The organism is Geobacillus thermopakistaniensis (assembly GCF_000498995.1).
GTDB classification, from domain to species: Bacteria; Bacillota; Bacilli; order Bacillales; family Anoxybacillaceae; genus Geobacillus; species Geobacillus thermoleovorans.
In genome coordinates this window covers 62627-76704 of the sequence record NZ_AYSF01000028.1, presented here as the reverse complement: position 1 = coordinate 76704, position 14078 = coordinate 62627, and the positions used below count along the sequence as shown (strand labels likewise).

Below are 14078 nucleotides of genomic sequence, written 5' to 3'. Positions count from 1 at the left end.
ATATATGGATTGAAAAAAACGCCGAAAAATGATGAGCAGTTTCATTCCAAACAGATCGGCGACCGAGCCGCCGATGACCGGTCCGATCATCCGTCCGGCCGTGGCCGTCCCGTTGACGATTCCTTGGTAAAACCCGGCTTTCCCCGGGGGCGCCCATTCGTTCACCGCGGCCGGAATCGCCGGCCAGACGATCATCTCGGCGATCGTGAGCACAATCATGGACGCGGCAAACTCTGCAAACGAATGCGCCCCCAACAGCATGGCAAACGAAACGGCGAAAATAAAAAAACCGATCACGATTTGCCGCTTCAACGTCGGCATGAAGCGGCGGATGACCGCTGACAACAGCGGCTGGGCCAAGACGATCAACGCTCCGTTGATCGTCCAAAGCAAGCTGTACTGCCCGACTGGTATCCCGAGCTCGCGTGTATAGGCGGCGATCGTCGTCGACCATTGGACATAGCTCAACCAACACAGTCCATAGCCGGCGCAAAGGAGGGCAAGCGCCCAGCCCGCGGAGCGGGATGGCGCTCTTTCCGCTTCTCCGGATCGTTTCTTTCTCGGCGGCGGCAAGAGCGGAACGCGGCGCAGCCCGGCCACAACCGTAAACAAAAACGCGGCATACAACAAAAGATTGGCGAAAAAAACGAGCGAGAACGAATATGAAGCGACAAGCCCGCCAAGCGCCGACCCGACGGCGACGCCGATGTTTTGCGCGACATACAAGGCGTTGAACGCCCGCCGCCCCCCTTCCGGCCAAATCGCCCCGGCGTACGCCGACGCCGCCGGAAAGACGACGCCGCTGCCAACGCCGACAAACGCCAAAAACACCGCATAATGCGGCCAACCGTGCCAAACGCTTAAGCCGCCGAGCGCGGCTATCGTCAACATCGCTCCGGCCAACAAAACGCGAAACCCGCCGATCCGGTCAAACAAAAAGCCGCCGGCCAAGCTGCCGATGACGCTTCCCCCAGAGTTGAGCATGAGCACGACACCAGCGACAGCGAGCGGCTGGCCGAGCTGTTCGTGCAAATAGATCGTGTTTAGCGGCCATAGAAACGACGCCCCTGTCACATTGAGCGCCATGCCGACAAGCAGCCACCAAAGAGCGCGGGGCATCGGTCATCATCCTTTTCTGGCTTTTATTTTGAGTTCCGAAATAATTGTAGGGGAAAACAGGAAAAAATGCAATCAAAAAGGCGGAGCGTTCCGATGCGTCCGCCACTTTTTTGCCAAACTAACTCCCCACGGAAACAATGGCTTTTGAAGCGGGGCTCCTGCGCGAAAAGAAGAACAAGACGGAGCGGCTTCCGCCCCTTTGGCTTGTCGTCACCCGTTCCGCTGCTTGGAGCGGATCGGTTGGCCGCCCGTTTCCTCGTATTGCTTTTTCGCCAGCTTCACCGGGTCAAAGTCTTGACCAAGCTCAAGATCGTTATTGTTTTGGCCGTTGCGTGTTTTTTGTTCCGGATTCGTTTGTTTCAAGCGTCGCTTCATGTTGTGTTCCTCCTCGTTTCAGCGGTCAAGCAAAATCATGTCATTTTGCAATTGCTCCAGTTGGAGCCGCATCCGATGCAGCTGCTCGCGCTGCTGGGCGTTGCAGCTTCGCGCCAAGTGCGCTAAATCGATGACCGTCTGCTCGAGCATCTGCTGGGCGTTGGTGTATTCGGTGATGTTGTAATGCTCCTGCTTTTGCGCTTCCGTATATTGCTCTTTCGCGTAGCGGATCACATCTTCACACCGCTGCAAAAATTCCTCAACGGATTGTCTTGTCGCCATGCGCTCACCTCGTTTCGTGATATTCCCTCATGTTTACTATGCGCCGCATAGGCCGGCCGTATCACGCCAATGATTGGCAGCGGTCGATTTTCCATGAAGTTTTTGTTACAATGCCGACGTGAGGATCTTCGTTCAGCTCGATCAATGTCGGTCAGCTCAAGGTTTTCTGTCACGCCGGCGCAGAGGATGGAAAGTTTAGGGGAAAAGCGATGGCATCCGACACTTTGGCGCAACGCCACGCCTGCCAACGTAAACGATGAAACGATCACAAGGAGGGGCCAACCGATGGCTTTGATGAACATTTTGCCGTTTGCCCGCTTTTTGCTTGATCAAGCAGTCAACGAAGGCGACATCGCCGTCGACGCGACCGTCGGCAACGGGCACGACACCGTGTATTTGGCCCAACGCGTCGGGGATTTCGGCCATGTGTTCGGCTTTGACATTCAGTCTGAGGCCATCACCGCCGCTTCCGCCCGCCTCGCGAAACATGGGCTATGCGGGCGGGCGACGTTGTTCGAGCGAAGCCATAGTGAACTGCTTGAGGCGCTTCCCGCCGATGTACACGGGCGCATCGCCGGCGCGGTGTTCAACCTCGGCTATTTGCCGGGCGGCAATAAGCAAATCGTCACCCAGCCGGAATCGACGATCGAAGCGGTCCGCCAGTTGCTTTCCGTCATGAAGCCGGGCGGCGTCATCGTTCTTGTCGTCTACCACGGCCATCCGGAAGGAAAGCGCGAACGCGACGCGCTCCTTGATTACGTCCGCTCTCTTGATCAACGGCGCGTCCATGCCTTGAAATACGAATTCATCAATCGGCAAAACAACCCGCCGTTTTTGCTCGCGCTCGAAACCCGGGCGGATAAGGGCGCCTGATTCAATCGGATCCCGCCCCTTTTGCCAATACAAGCAAACGGCCGCCCTTATGAAAAGGACAGCCGTTTTTGCCGCTCCTGCCAAAAGCGGTATGCTTTTCCGTTCCAATAGAAAAACTGCGACGCCGCCCCGCCGGCGCGGACGAGCCGGCGCGCCAGCCGGCGCAGCCCGCGCTGCTTTTTCACCTTGGCATCCGACAAATACAACCCAAGAAGCCCTCGGTGAATAAGGCGGTGAAACTCGCCGTGCGGAAGGGCGCCGACATGGCGGTCGGCCTCTTCGATGAAATGGCAAAGCCGCTCAAGCATCACCGTTTCATTCGGATAGTAAAAGCAAAAGTTTAAATCGCCGCCGTCCCGGTCTTCCTCCTGATCGATCAAATAGTCGAGCAAAATGTGCAGTCCTTGAATGTAAGGAAAATAACCGTCGCGCACTTGTCTCGCCATCTCCGGCGGCAGCGATTCGCCAAACGCATAGGCGACGAGGCAGAAAATGCCGAGTGTCGAACCGGAGCAGGCGGAAAACTCATACCACTCCATCGGCGGCAAGGCGTCTTTGTATTGCGCGAACCATTTCTCCAGCCGCGGCACCCGCTCGCTCGCTTCGACATGTTTATGCACTTGCAAGTCGCAATAATATCCGGCCAATTCATGCAAAAATGGGGCGATCGTCTCATAATGGCGCACCGTCTCGAGCACCTCTTGGCACGTGCGGACGAGCGCCGGCAAATAGCCGCCGTCTTCCTGTTCGCGGCGATGACGGTAATAGTTCGACGGCTCTGCTCCGATCGTCAAAGCGTCCGGCATCGAATCGTGCAAGGCGCGAAAGTCGAGCGGATCGAGCGAGGTGCTGCGGTCGCACAAATTATCCAAATAATCGCTGATCGTCTGGTAAGCAACGATAAAGCGGATGCAATCCTCCATGTTTTCTCCGGCCAAGAGCGCCAAAATGGAGCCGCCTTCGCAATGGAACGTTTTCGAAGCGATGCTCGCGAGCGCCTGGCGCCGCAATTCCGGGTCGGGAATGCGCTCGGCCTGGCGCCGCCAATAGGCAAGCTCGCGGTGGACAAGCGGAAGCACGTCACGATACACCATTTTCATCAAGGCGATGGGGTTTTTCGGAATGTTCAATCGGCTCACCTCAGGTGCAAACACCATGGTCTCGTCTCCTAGCATTTCCATCTTATCGGCAACCAAAATCGTTTCGCGTCTGAACAGCTTGCGATCTCGTCTTCCAGTATTGCCATCAATGCGGCCGGGGCAAACCATAAAAGGGTTGGCGACGGAATGAAAAAGCCGCTCAACAACGGTTCTTCTCACGTTGAGAAGCTTTGTGAAATCGGATCTTCTTCCCCGATCCCAACCACTCATCGGGCGAAACGAAACGTTTTTCACCAATCCCGATTAGGCGCGCTCGCTTTCGTTGGCGATTTGGACGCAGCGTTGTACAATACATGGTGAACGATCGATTTTGCAACAGAAAGGAACGAACGCCCATGATTTACCCATACAAAGGCAAAACGCCGCAAATTGCCGCCTCCGCCTTTATCGCCGACTATGTGACGATCACCGGCGATGTCGTGATCGGCGAAGAGACAAGCATTTGGTTCAATACCGTCATTCGCGGCGATGTGGCGCCAACGGTGATTGGCAACCGGGTCAATATTCAAGATAACTCAATTTTGCATCAAAGTCCAAACAATCCGCTTATCATTGAGGACGGGGTGACGGTCGGCCATCAAGTCATTTTGCACAGCGCCATCGTTCGCAAAAACGCGCTCATCGGCATGGGCTCAATCATTTTGGACCGCGCGGAAATCGGGGAAGGCGCGTTTATCGGCGCCGGCAGTTTAGTGCCGCCGGGCAAAAAAATTCCGCCCAACACGCTCGCCCTCGGCCGGCCGGCGAAAGTCGTCCGCGAACTGACGGAAGACGATATCCGCGAAATGGAGCGCATCCGCCGCGAATATGTCGAGAAAGGGCAGTATTACAAAGCGCTGCAGCAACAGCGGACATCGTGCGCCGACAAAAAAGAGCTGCCGTGATCAGGCAGCTCTTTTTCTTTCATCACTTGTCCGCCAACGCCAGCGCTTGTTCTTTCAACAAGGCGGCTTTGTCGGTGCGCTCCCACGGCAGGTCGATGTCCGTACGCCCAAAATGGCCGTAAGCAGCCGTCTGTTTGTAAATCGGGCGGCGAAGGTCGAGCATTTTGATGATGCCCGCCGGGCGGAGATCGAAGTTGTTGCGCACGACTTCAATCAAAATGTCTTCCGACACTTTGCCGGTGCCGAACGTATCGATCGAAATCGAAACTGGGCGAGCGACGCCGATCGCGTAGGCAAGCTGCACTTCGCATTTGTCGGCCAGTCCTGCCGCGACGATGTTTTTCGCGACATAGCGGGCCGCATACGCCGCCGAGCGGTCGACTTTCGTCGGATCTTTGCCCGAGAACGCGCCACCGCCGTGGCGGGCGTAGCCGCCGTACGTATCGACGATGATTTTGCGCCCCGTCAACCCAGCATCCCCTTGCGGACCGCCGATGACAAACCGTCCTGTCGGGTTGATGAAATATTTCGTGTTCTCATCAAGCAGCTCCGCGGGCACGACCGGCTTGATGACCTGCTCTTTAATGTCGCGCTGGATTTGCTCTTGCGTAATTTCCGGATGGTGCTGCGCGGAAACGACGATCGTATCGACGCGCACCGGTTTGCCGTTTTCATCGTATTCGATCGTCACTTGCGTTTTCCCGTCCGGCCGCAAGTACGGCAAGACGTCCGTTTTGCGCACTTCCGCCAATCGGCGCGCCAAGCGGTGCGCAAGCGAAATCGGCATCGGCATCAATTCTTCCGTCTCATTGCAGGCGAACCCAAACATCAATCCTTGGTCGCCGGCGCCGATCGCTTCGATTTCCTCGTCAGTCATCTGACCTTCGCGCGCCTCGAGCGCCCGGTCCACCCCCATCGCAATGTCCGGCGATTGTTCGTCAATCGATGTCAGCACCGCGCACGTATCGGCGTCAAATCCGTATTTGGCGCGCGTGTAGCCGATCTCCCGGACCGTATCGCGGACGATGCGCGGAATGTCCACGTATGTTGATGTCGTGATTTCCCCGCTCACGAGCACCAGCCCGGTCGTAACGCTCGTTTCGCAGGCGACGCGGGCGTTTGGATCTTTTTCCAAAATGGCATCCAAAATGGCGTCAGAAATTTGGTCGCAAATTTTATCCGGATGTCCTTCCGTCACAGACTCTGAAGTAAACAAGCGGCGTTTGGCTGACATTCGGTTTGTTTCCTCCTCTTGGCATAATGTGGCGACACGGAACTCATTTCCCTTTTTCCCTTCGCAATATAAAAAACCTTTCCTGTAACGGCTGAGGAAAGGTCATGGCAATCGTATTGCTTCCTTTCACTCTTATCGTTCAAGGACTGCGCCTTGCCACAGGTTAGCACCATTTCACACATGTACAGTTGTGACGGTTGCTGGGCTTCATCGGGCCTGTCCCTCCACCGGCTCGGGATAAGAGTATCCGTTCAATGACTTATCTTATCGCAACGGAATCGGCAAAGTCAACTATCAAAATTCATTTTTTATCATTTCCAGCCGCGAAAATTCTTTCCTCAAGGAAACCAACACATTGGGCAAAATAAAGTTTGAAAAACCCACACAATTAGTATGGACTATTAATAAAAATGTGTTATACTATTTTCAAGAGTGATTACAAAAAGAAGGCAGGTTTTGAATATGGGGATCGCAAACATGACGAATAAGCTTGATTTATTGCTGCAAAAACCGTACGTGCATCATCAACTGTCCGTCGCCGAGCTCGTCGAGAAAGTCCTGCAACGGAACGAAGGACGGCTGACGCACACCGGAGCCGTCGCGGTGACAACCGGCAAGTACACAGGGCGGTCGCCGAAAGACAAATACATCGTCGAAGAACCGTCAACGAAGCAAACGATCGACTGGGGCGCGGTCAACCAGCCGATGTCTCCGGAGACGTTTGATAAACTGTACGACAAAGTGCTCGACTATTTAATGAAGAAAGATGAACTGTTCGTGTTTAAAGGCTTTGCCGGCGCCGATCCGAAATACCGGCTGCCGATTCAAGTCGTCAACGAATTCGCCTGGCACAACTTGTTCGTCCATCAGCTGTTCATCCGGCCGAACGCCGAAGAGCTCGCCGCGCATGAGCCGCAATTCACCGTCATTTGCGCGCCGAACTTTAAAGCCGACCCGAAAGTTGACGGCACGCGCTCGGAAGCGTTCATCATCATCTCGTTTGAACGGCGCACCGTGTTGATCAGCGGCACCGAGTATGCCGGCGAAATGAAAAAATCGATTTTCTCGGTGATGAACTATTTGCTGCCGGAACAAGGCATCCTGCCGATGCACTGCTCGGCCAACGTCGGCCAGGAAGGCGACGTCGCCCTCTTTTTCGGCTTGTCGGGAACGGGAAAAACGACGCTCTCGACCGACCCGAACCGCCGCTTGATCGGCGATGATGAGCACGGCTGGTCAAACCGCGGCATTTTCAACATCGAAGGCGGCTGCTATGCGAAATGCATCAACCTATCGCGCGAGAAAGAGCCGCAAATTTTTGACGCCATCGGCTTCGGCGCGGTGCTCGAAAACGTCGTCCTCGACGACGCGACGCGGGTGCCGAATTACGACGACGGCACGCTGACGGAAAACACGCGCGCCGCCTACCCGCTTCAAGCGATCAAAAACATCGTCGACCCAAGCGTCGCCGGCCATCCGTCCACGATCGTGTTTTTGACGGCTGATGCGTTCGGCGTCCTGCCGCCAATCAGCAAGCTGACGCGCGAACAGGCGATGTACCATTTCTTAAGCGGCTACACAAGCAAACTCGCCGGCACCGAACGCGGCGTCACCGAACCGGAAGCAACGTTCTCAACGTGCTTTGGCGCACCGTTTTTGCCGCGCCCGGCCGTCGAATACGCGGAAATGCTCGGGCAAAAAATCGCCGAACACAACGTCCGCGTCTTTTTGGTCAACACCGGCTGGACAGGGGGACCGTACGGCGTCGGCAGCCGCATGAAGCTCGCCTACACCCGGGCGATGGTGCAAGCCGCCGTCGAAGGGGAGCTGGACAACGTCGAAACGGTGCAAGACCCGATTTTCGGCCTCGCCATCCCAACCCGCGTCCCCGGCGTGCCGGATGACGTCCTGCAGCCGCAAAACACATGGGCTGACAAACAAGCGTACGAACAAAAAGCAAAAGAGCTGGCGCAAAAGTTCCGCGCCAACTTCCGAAAGTTCGCCCATATCGACCCGACGATCGAAAAACTCGGCGGACCGCTCGTGTAACAAGAACCCGGCCGGACAGGGAGCCGTTCCCTGTCCGGCTGTTTTTTCGAACGCATAAAATGATTGTCGTCGATCCCCCGGGGTTTTTGCACGATTGGGGGTCGACGACAATGTGAGGCTCGACGGCGAAGAGTCTGCTCTGCTTACCCCTTCACCCGTTCGATCTTCTCAACCGGCAGCCCGGTCAGTTCGTGGATCGTGTCGACATCGTACCCTTTCGCCAGCATTCTCTTCACCACGTCGAGCTTCCCTTCCTCAATCCCTTTTTGGCGCCCTTGCTTCATCCCTTGTTTGACTCCTTGTTGAATTCCCTTTTCCATTCCCCGCTGTTCGTACGAGACGATGAGCTCCATCACTTGCTTCGCTTCCTTCGTTTCCATTTGGCTCACCTCGTTTCGCAGTTTGACTTCCTCCTCTTCGGACAACCGCAAATACGTTTCAAAAAAACCGAACAACAGCCGCTGTTTCGCCTCATCGAGCTCAAGGCGGACGAGCATGCGCAAAAATTCTTTTTTCACTTCGACCTTTTCTTCTTCATTATACCCCATTNCTTCCTCCTCTTCGGACAACCGCAAATACGTTTCAAAAAAACCGAACAACAGCCGCTGTTTCGCCTCATCGAGCTCAAGGCGGACGAGCATGCGCAAAAATTCTTTTTTCACTTCGACCTTTTCTTCTTCATTATACCCCATTTTGCTTAACAAGGCAGCGGCGACGGGATTGTCATGGCGGATGTACGCGCGCCACGGCAGTTTGCGCAGCTCCACCGTCAGAAAGCGGAAGTCGAGAACGGTCAAAAACGGAAACTGGACGACCAATGAGGAAGGTTCATCGTGGTGTTCATCATAGCTGAAGATGGCGATCGGAAGAATGCGGCGGCGGTATTTTTGAAACAAGCGGCTGAAGTAGAGGAACATTCGCTCGGGGAAGGTCCGCTGTGCGTAGCTTTGGTGTTCGACATGGACGATGATGAGCCCTTCCTCCCCCTTCATCTTCGTTTCGACCAACAAGTCGACGCGATGCTTCTCTCCGGCCGTCACGTCGGTAAACAGTTCTTCTGTGAGGAAAGAAAGGTGGCGAACGTCGATGTGCTCGTACACGTTGGGAAAGAAAAGAAGCAAAAACTCTTCGAAAAACGTCGACAGCAACTCTTTGAACAACCGGTCGTGATCGATTCGCGGTTTGGCCACGTTTCCCCTCCTTGCGGCATCGAATTCATCGTATGATATTCGCTCTCCGCGGCCAAACTCCTTCTCCTCCCCCCTACTTTTTTTATGGTATGATCAAACGTCGCACAGGAAATCCTCAAGCAAAGGCTATTTTTATGCTTGTCTGAACCGGCCTGACGCCACAAGTTAACTATAGACGGAAAAAACTTGAGCCAAGAGCGCAAACCGTTCTTCCGTTTGCGCTCCTGTCCGATGAACCCGTTCAGCTCTCATTCAGCCGCTTCATGGTGTGCAGCCTCGTTCAATTCGTCGAATACAGGCTGACGAGCTCATACGTCACCGTCGTCCGACTGTCTTCCCATTCGAGCTTTCTCACGACCGCGACGCCGCTCGCTTCGCTTTGCACCGTCCGGCGCACTTCAAGCGGCACGTCAAGCGGATACAAGCGGTAGCCTTCTTTTTTCAACACAAACACATTTCCTTGAACGCGCTGTTCCTTTCCTTTTGTCACAATGACCGTCTGCAGCTCCATCGGCATGCCCATATGATTCCAACCTCCTTGGCACCCCATCGATTCGTTGGCGGCCGCGCCGCCACCCGAGCGGCGCACGCAGCCGCCCCTCTAGTTGTATCGTATCACATCGTCGGCTGTTGTTTCATCCATTCCGTGAGCCTTTGCACCGTCTCGCGATTGGCTTGCGGCGGAAAATAGTGGGTGAACTCAGGGAAGTACCAAGCCGTGACCGGTTTGCCGAGCTGCTTCAGCCGCCGTTCCAGCCGCCAGGCGTGCTCAATCGAGACGTTCTCATCGCGCTCGCCGTGGATGATGAGCACCGGGGCCTTGAGCCGTTCCAGATGATAGAGCGGCGTGCGGTGCCGGTAGCGCTCCGGGCATTTGTTCGGCGTCCCGCCGATGACGCGCTTCATCATCCGCCGCAAGTCAGGCCGCTCCCAATACGTAAGCTCCATATCCGCCACCCCTCCCCAGACCGCCACCGAACAGACCCCCTCGGCCATTAGGGCGGCATGGAGCGCCATCGCCCCGCCGCGGGAGAAGCCGAACATGTGAACGCGCCCGGGATGGACGAGCGGATGGCGGCGAAGGAGATGAAACCCAGCGAGCGCGTCATAACGGTCTTCACCGGCGAAATCTTCGTTTCCTTCTCCGCCCCCATTGCCGCGATAGAGCGGAGCGAAGACGACAAACCCGTGCGAAGCGAATTGGACAAGGCGCGGCACCCGCACTTGCCCGACGTTTTTGATGCCGCCGCGCAAATACAAAAACCCGTCATAAACGCCTTTTCGCTTCGGCGCCGCTAAAAATCCTTTCACCTTCAGCCCTTGGGACATATAGGTGACAAAGAACACATCGATTCCCGGATGCGGCGACGGAAACCGGTATTGGTCGATGATGTCCCCGTCCATACGCCTGCCTCCTTCCTACGCGAAAACAGATGATGCGAACCACCCGTCATCATCCCCCAACGCCTTCTTTCATTAGGGCAAGTGGGGCTGTCCGACTGCCTCGCTGTTGGTGCATGCCGCCCCTTGGCCGAGCGTCAGCTTGAAAAAGCCCTGGAGCGCGAGGAGCGTCCCGACCGCCGCCCGTTCTCGTTCGACCGCCCATTTTTTCTAGGCATTCACACATTTTGGCTGCGTGCATACGATAAGGTGAAACCACGGTTTACCGCATGCGAACCAAGGGGGTTAACGAACATGAAAAAATGGGCCGTATGGTTATGCTCGCTTCTGCTGCTTTTGCCGCTTTCCGCCTGCACGAATGACGGGGGCCAAAGCGAAAAGCCGCTCCAAAAAGTGCGGCTCGCCGAAGTGACGCACTCGATTTTTTACGCACCACAGTACGTCGCCCTGGCAAAAGGCTTCTTTAAAGAAGAGGGGCTGGATGTCGAACTGACGACGACATGGGGCGGCGACAAAACGATGACGACGCTGCTTTCCGGCGGCGCGGACATCGCCCTTGTCGGCTCGGAAACGTCGATTTACGTCTACAGCCAAGGAACGGACGACCCGGTCATCAACTTTGCCCAACTGACCCAGACGGACGGAACGTTTCTCGTCTCGCGCAAAAAAATCGGCCACTTTACATGGGAGATGTTGAAAGGAAGCACGTTCCTCGGCCAACGGAAAGGCGGCATGCCGCAGATGGTCGGCGAGTTTGTGCTGAAAAAACACGGCATTGACCCGCACAACGATTTGCATCTCATTCAAAACGTCGATTTCGCCAATATCGCCAACGCCTTTGCGAGCGGCACCGGCGATTTCGTCCAGCTGTTTGAGCCAACAGCGAGCATTTTTGAACAAGAAGGGAAAGGCTATATCGTCGCTTCATTCGGCACCGAATCCGGGCGCGTGCCGTACACGTCGTATATGGCAAAACGAAGCTACATGAACGAAAACAAAGACGTGATTGAAAAATTTACGCGCGCGATCTACAAAGCGCAGCAATGGGTCGAATCGCACAGCGCAGCTGAAATTGCCAAAGCCATTCAACCGTACTTTAAGGACACGGACTCGGCCATCATCGAAAAAGTGGTTGAGCGCTACAAAAGCCAAGGGACCTATGCGACCGATCCGATTTTGGATGAAGAAGAATGGAACAACTTGCAAACCATTATGGCCGAAGCCGGCGAGCTGCCGAAGCGCATCGACCTGAATACGCTTGTCGATTCGTCGTTTGCCAAAAAAGCGATGAACGATTGACGAAAGCGGGTGAACGTCATGTTTCTTTCGATCGACCGCCTTTCGCATACGTATTTGACGAAAACGACCGCTGTCACTGCGCTCGATGACGTGTCGCTGTCCGTCGAGAAAGGAGAATTTGTCTCCTTTCTCGGCCCAAGCGGCTGCGGCAAAACGACGCTTTTGTCGATCATCGCTGGGCTGATTGAGCCGACGGAAGGGGCGGTCCACATCGAAGGCCAACCGATTTGGCCGAGCGGAACGGCCGCGCCGGCGGCGCGGCGCGCGGTCGGCTACATGCTTCAGCAAGACTATTTGTTTCCGTGGAAAACGATCGAAGAAAACATCCTTCTCGGGTTGAAAATCACCGACACGCTGACCGCTGACACGAAAGAACGAGCGCTCGCTCTGCTGTCGGAGATCGGCCTAGCCGGCGTCGAGTTGTATTACCCGAGCCAGCTGTCCGGCGGCATGCGCCAGCGCGCGGCGCTCGTGCGCACGTTGGCGACCGACCCGAAGTTGCTTTTGCTTGATGAACCGTTTTCCGCCCTCGATCAACAAACAAAGTTGAAACTGGAAGAACTCGTTTGGAAGACGTTAAAACAATACGAAAAAACAGCGGTGCTCGTCACCCATGACATCGAAGAAGCCATCGCCATGAGCGATCGCATTTTCTTGTTTTCGCCGCGCCCCGGCCGCCTTGTGCGGACGTTTGTCATCCCGAATGAACTGCGCTGCCGCCCGCCGCTTGCCGCCCGCCAGCAGCCATCGTTTCCGGCGCTCTTTCAATCCATTTGGAAGGAGATGGAGGCCCTTGAATCCGCCCAATGAACGCATTGAAGCGCTGCACACAGAATACCTCACCGTCTTGCGCAAAGAACAGCGGATCATCCGCCTTTGGCAGACGGTGCTGCTTGTCGCCTTTTTCGCCGTCTGGGAAGCGGCAAGCCGCTTCCATTGGGTCGATCCCCTTCTATTTAGCTCTCCATCCGCCATCGCCAAGCTGTTTGTCGAAAAAATGAGCGATCACTCTCTATTCGCCCATACATGGGCGACGCTGTTTGAGACCTTGCTTGGATTTTTCATCGGCACAGCCGGCGGGGCGCTGATTGGCGCGCTTCTTTGGTGGTTTCCGCGTCTGGCGAAGACGCTTGATCCGTATTTGGTCGTGTTCAACGCCATGCCAAAAGTCGCCCTCGGGCCGATTTTGATCGTCGCTCTTGGACCGGGATTTACGTCGATTGTCGCCATGGGCGTCGTCATCTCCATCATCATCACGACGATCGTCGTCTATTCGGCGTTCCAAGAGGTCGATCCGAACTATTTGAAAGTATTGCGGACGTTCGGCGCCACCCGCTACCAATGCTTTCAAGAGGCGGTGCTGCCGGCGTCGTTCCCGGCGATCATTTCGACGTTGAAAGTAAACGTCGGCCTCGCTTGGGTCGGCGTCATCACCGGCGAGTTTCTCGTCTCGAAACAAGGGCTTGGGTATTTAATCATTTACGGCTTCCAAGTGTTCAACTTCACGCTTGTGTTGATGAGCCTGCTCATCGTCGCCTTGCTGTCGACCGTTATGTATCAGCTTGTCGCCTTGATCGAGAAAAAATGGGGAAACCGCCGCTAGCGGGACGCCCGCCGAATGTTGCCGGGCGTCTCGTTTCATTCCTGTCGTCCCAATGAGCCGGCATCCGCCGCTTTTGGGAAGCCCATCTTCGGGAGCCGCCGCCGATCGGCGCCCCTTTTCAATCGATCAGCCCGCGCTGTTTCAACTTGGCAAGCGCCAGTGAAAGCACGTCATCTTTCATGAAATAGCTGAAACGCTGATCGGCGCGGATGTCATCCGGCAGCGCCTCAAGCAGCACCGGGCCGTTCGTTTCCAAATACGACCCCCGCTCGACGAGCGCAGCGATGTCGGCAAAATACATGTTTTTCACGATATCCGGCTCCACTTCATATTGGCCGATGTATTCAAGCCGGCCGACGATTCCCCCCGTTTCTTCCATCACTTCGCGGGCCGCGGCTTCCGCCGCTGTTTCCCCTTCTTCCACCTTGCCGCCGGGAAACTCAAGGCCGCGGCGCGGATGATCCGTCAACAGCCATCGCCCGCCATAGCGGCAAATGACCCATACATGCCCGGGGGAGGGGGAAAACGGATGATCCGCAAAGGCCAGCCGAACGCGATGTCCGTAGTAATCGCGAAATTCATGCATCGGACTCTCCCCTTTCCTCTCCC

15 protein-coding genes and 1 riboswitch are annotated in these 14078 nt (G+C 55.8%); of the genes, 6 read left to right on the top strand and 9 right to left on the bottom strand.

What is annotated here, in order from left to right:
* The 3 genes from T260_RS135325 to T260_RS135335 form a co-directional block, all read right to left on the bottom strand.
* On the bottom strand, positions 1-1119 hold a 1119-nt coding region (locus tag T260_RS135325), incomplete at its 3' end, for an MDR family MFS transporter (RefSeq protein WP_023633428.1).
* A 210-nt stretch (positions 1120-1329) separates the two neighbouring features.
* Entirely contained in the window at positions 1330-1494 is a 165-nt protein-coding gene (locus T260_RS135330) for a hypothetical protein (RefSeq protein WP_011232316.1), read from the bottom strand.
* An 18-nt stretch (positions 1495-1512) separates the two neighbouring features.
* Positions 1513-1776 carry a YtzC family protein gene (locus T260_RS135335; RefSeq protein ID WP_011232317.1) on the bottom strand — a complete coding sequence of 88 codons (264 nt, stop codon included), beginning with the start codon at positions 1774-1776 and terminating at the stop codon, positions 1513-1515.
* A 285-nt stretch (positions 1777-2061) separates the two neighbouring features.
* On the opposite strand from T260_RS135335, the gene mnmM reads away from it, so the two are divergent.
* Positions 2062-2649, top strand: coding sequence for a tRNA 5-(aminomethyl)-2-thiouridylate-methyltransferase MnmM (mnmM, locus tag T260_RS135340; RefSeq protein ID WP_011232318.1), 588 nt, complete (start codon positions 2062-2064; stop codon positions 2647-2649).
* A 47-nt stretch (positions 2650-2696) separates the two neighbouring features.
* Here the strand turns inward: mnmM and tbcS are convergent, their stop codons facing one another.
* Positions 2697-3806, bottom strand: coding sequence for a tetraprenyl-beta-curcumene synthase (tbcS, locus tag T260_RS135345; RefSeq protein ID WP_014196592.1), 1110 nt, complete (start codon positions 3804-3806; stop codon positions 2697-2699).
* Positions 3807-4144: 338 nt separating this feature from the next.
* Here tbcS and T260_RS135350 point away from each other — a divergent pair, with 338 nt between their 5' ends.
* Positions 4145-4693, top strand: coding sequence for a gamma carbonic anhydrase (locus T260_RS135350; RefSeq protein ID WP_011232320.1), 549 nt, complete (start codon positions 4145-4147; stop codon positions 4691-4693).
* Positions 4694-4715: 22 nt separating this feature from the next.
* Here T260_RS135350 and metK read toward each other — a convergent pair whose 3' ends face one another.
* The gene (gene metK / locus T260_RS135355) at positions 4716-5927 is read right to left on the bottom strand and encodes a methionine adenosyltransferase (RefSeq protein WP_011232321.1); all 1212 of its coding nucleotides are present in this window, start codon (positions 5925-5927) and stop codon (positions 4716-4718) included.
* 129 nt (positions 5928-6056) lie between these two features.
* A riboswitch (SAM riboswitch) is annotated at positions 6057-6171 on the bottom strand.
* Between the two features lie 218 nt (positions 6172-6389).
* Between metK and pckA the strand changes: the two genes are divergently transcribed.
* Complete coding sequence (gene pckA, locus T260_RS135360) at positions 6390-7976, top strand: phosphoenolpyruvate carboxykinase (ATP) (RefSeq protein ID WP_023633427.1); 1587 nt, start codon at positions 6390-6392, stop codon at positions 7974-7976.
* A gap of 143 nt (positions 7977-8119) precedes the next feature.
* On the opposite strand, the gene T260_RS1000000138245 is transcribed toward pckA, so the two are convergent.
* The 3 genes from T260_RS1000000138245 to T260_RS135365 all read right to left on the bottom strand — a co-directional run bounded on the left by T260_RS1000000138245 (position 8120) and on the right by T260_RS135365 (position 10570).
* A complete protein-coding gene (locus T260_RS1000000138245; protein ID WP_023633426.1) occupies positions 8120-9166 on the bottom strand; it encodes an Rpn family recombination-promoting nuclease/putative transposase in 1047 nt (348 codons plus the stop codon).
* Between the two features lie 280 nt (positions 9167-9446).
* A complete protein-coding gene (locus tag T260_RS0119615) occupies positions 9447-9689 on the bottom strand; it encodes a DUF2584 domain-containing protein (RefSeq protein ID WP_011232325.1) in 243 nt (80 codons plus the stop codon).
* A gap of 92 nt (positions 9690-9781) precedes the next feature.
* Positions 9782-10570 (bottom strand): alpha/beta hydrolase family protein, encoded by a 789-nt coding sequence (locus T260_RS135365; protein WP_011232326.1) that lies wholly within the window; start codon positions 10568-10570, stop codon positions 9782-9784.
* A gap of 291 nt (positions 10571-10861) precedes the next feature.
* On the opposite strand from T260_RS135365, the gene T260_RS135370 reads away from it, so the two are divergent.
* From T260_RS135370 to T260_RS135380, 3 genes are read left to right on the top strand one after another with little or no spacing between them, the layout of a single operon-like run.
* On the top strand, positions 10862-11866 hold the full coding sequence (locus T260_RS135370; protein WP_011232327.1) for an ABC transporter substrate-binding protein: 1005 nt from the start codon (positions 10862-10864) through the stop codon (positions 11864-11866).
* A gap of 18 nt (positions 11867-11884) precedes the next feature.
* On the top strand, positions 11885-12676 hold the full coding sequence (locus tag T260_RS135375; protein WP_021322710.1) for an ABC transporter ATP-binding protein: 792 nt from the start codon (positions 11885-11887) through the stop codon (positions 12674-12676).
* On the top strand, positions 12660-13469 hold the full coding sequence (locus tag T260_RS135380) for an ABC transporter permease (RefSeq protein WP_011232329.1): 810 nt from the start codon (positions 12660-12662) through the stop codon (positions 13467-13469). Before T260_RS135375 ends, T260_RS135380 begins: the two co-directional genes overlap by 17 nt.
* 118 nt (positions 13470-13587) lie before the next feature.
* Here T260_RS135380 and ytkD read toward each other — a convergent pair whose 3' ends face one another.
* Positions 13588-14055: an RNA deprotection pyrophosphohydrolase gene (gene ytkD, locus T260_RS135385; protein ID WP_011232330.1), complete on the bottom strand. Its 468-nt coding sequence runs from the start codon at positions 14053-14055 to the stop codon at positions 13588-13590.
* Positions 14056-14078 lie beyond the last annotated feature (23 nt).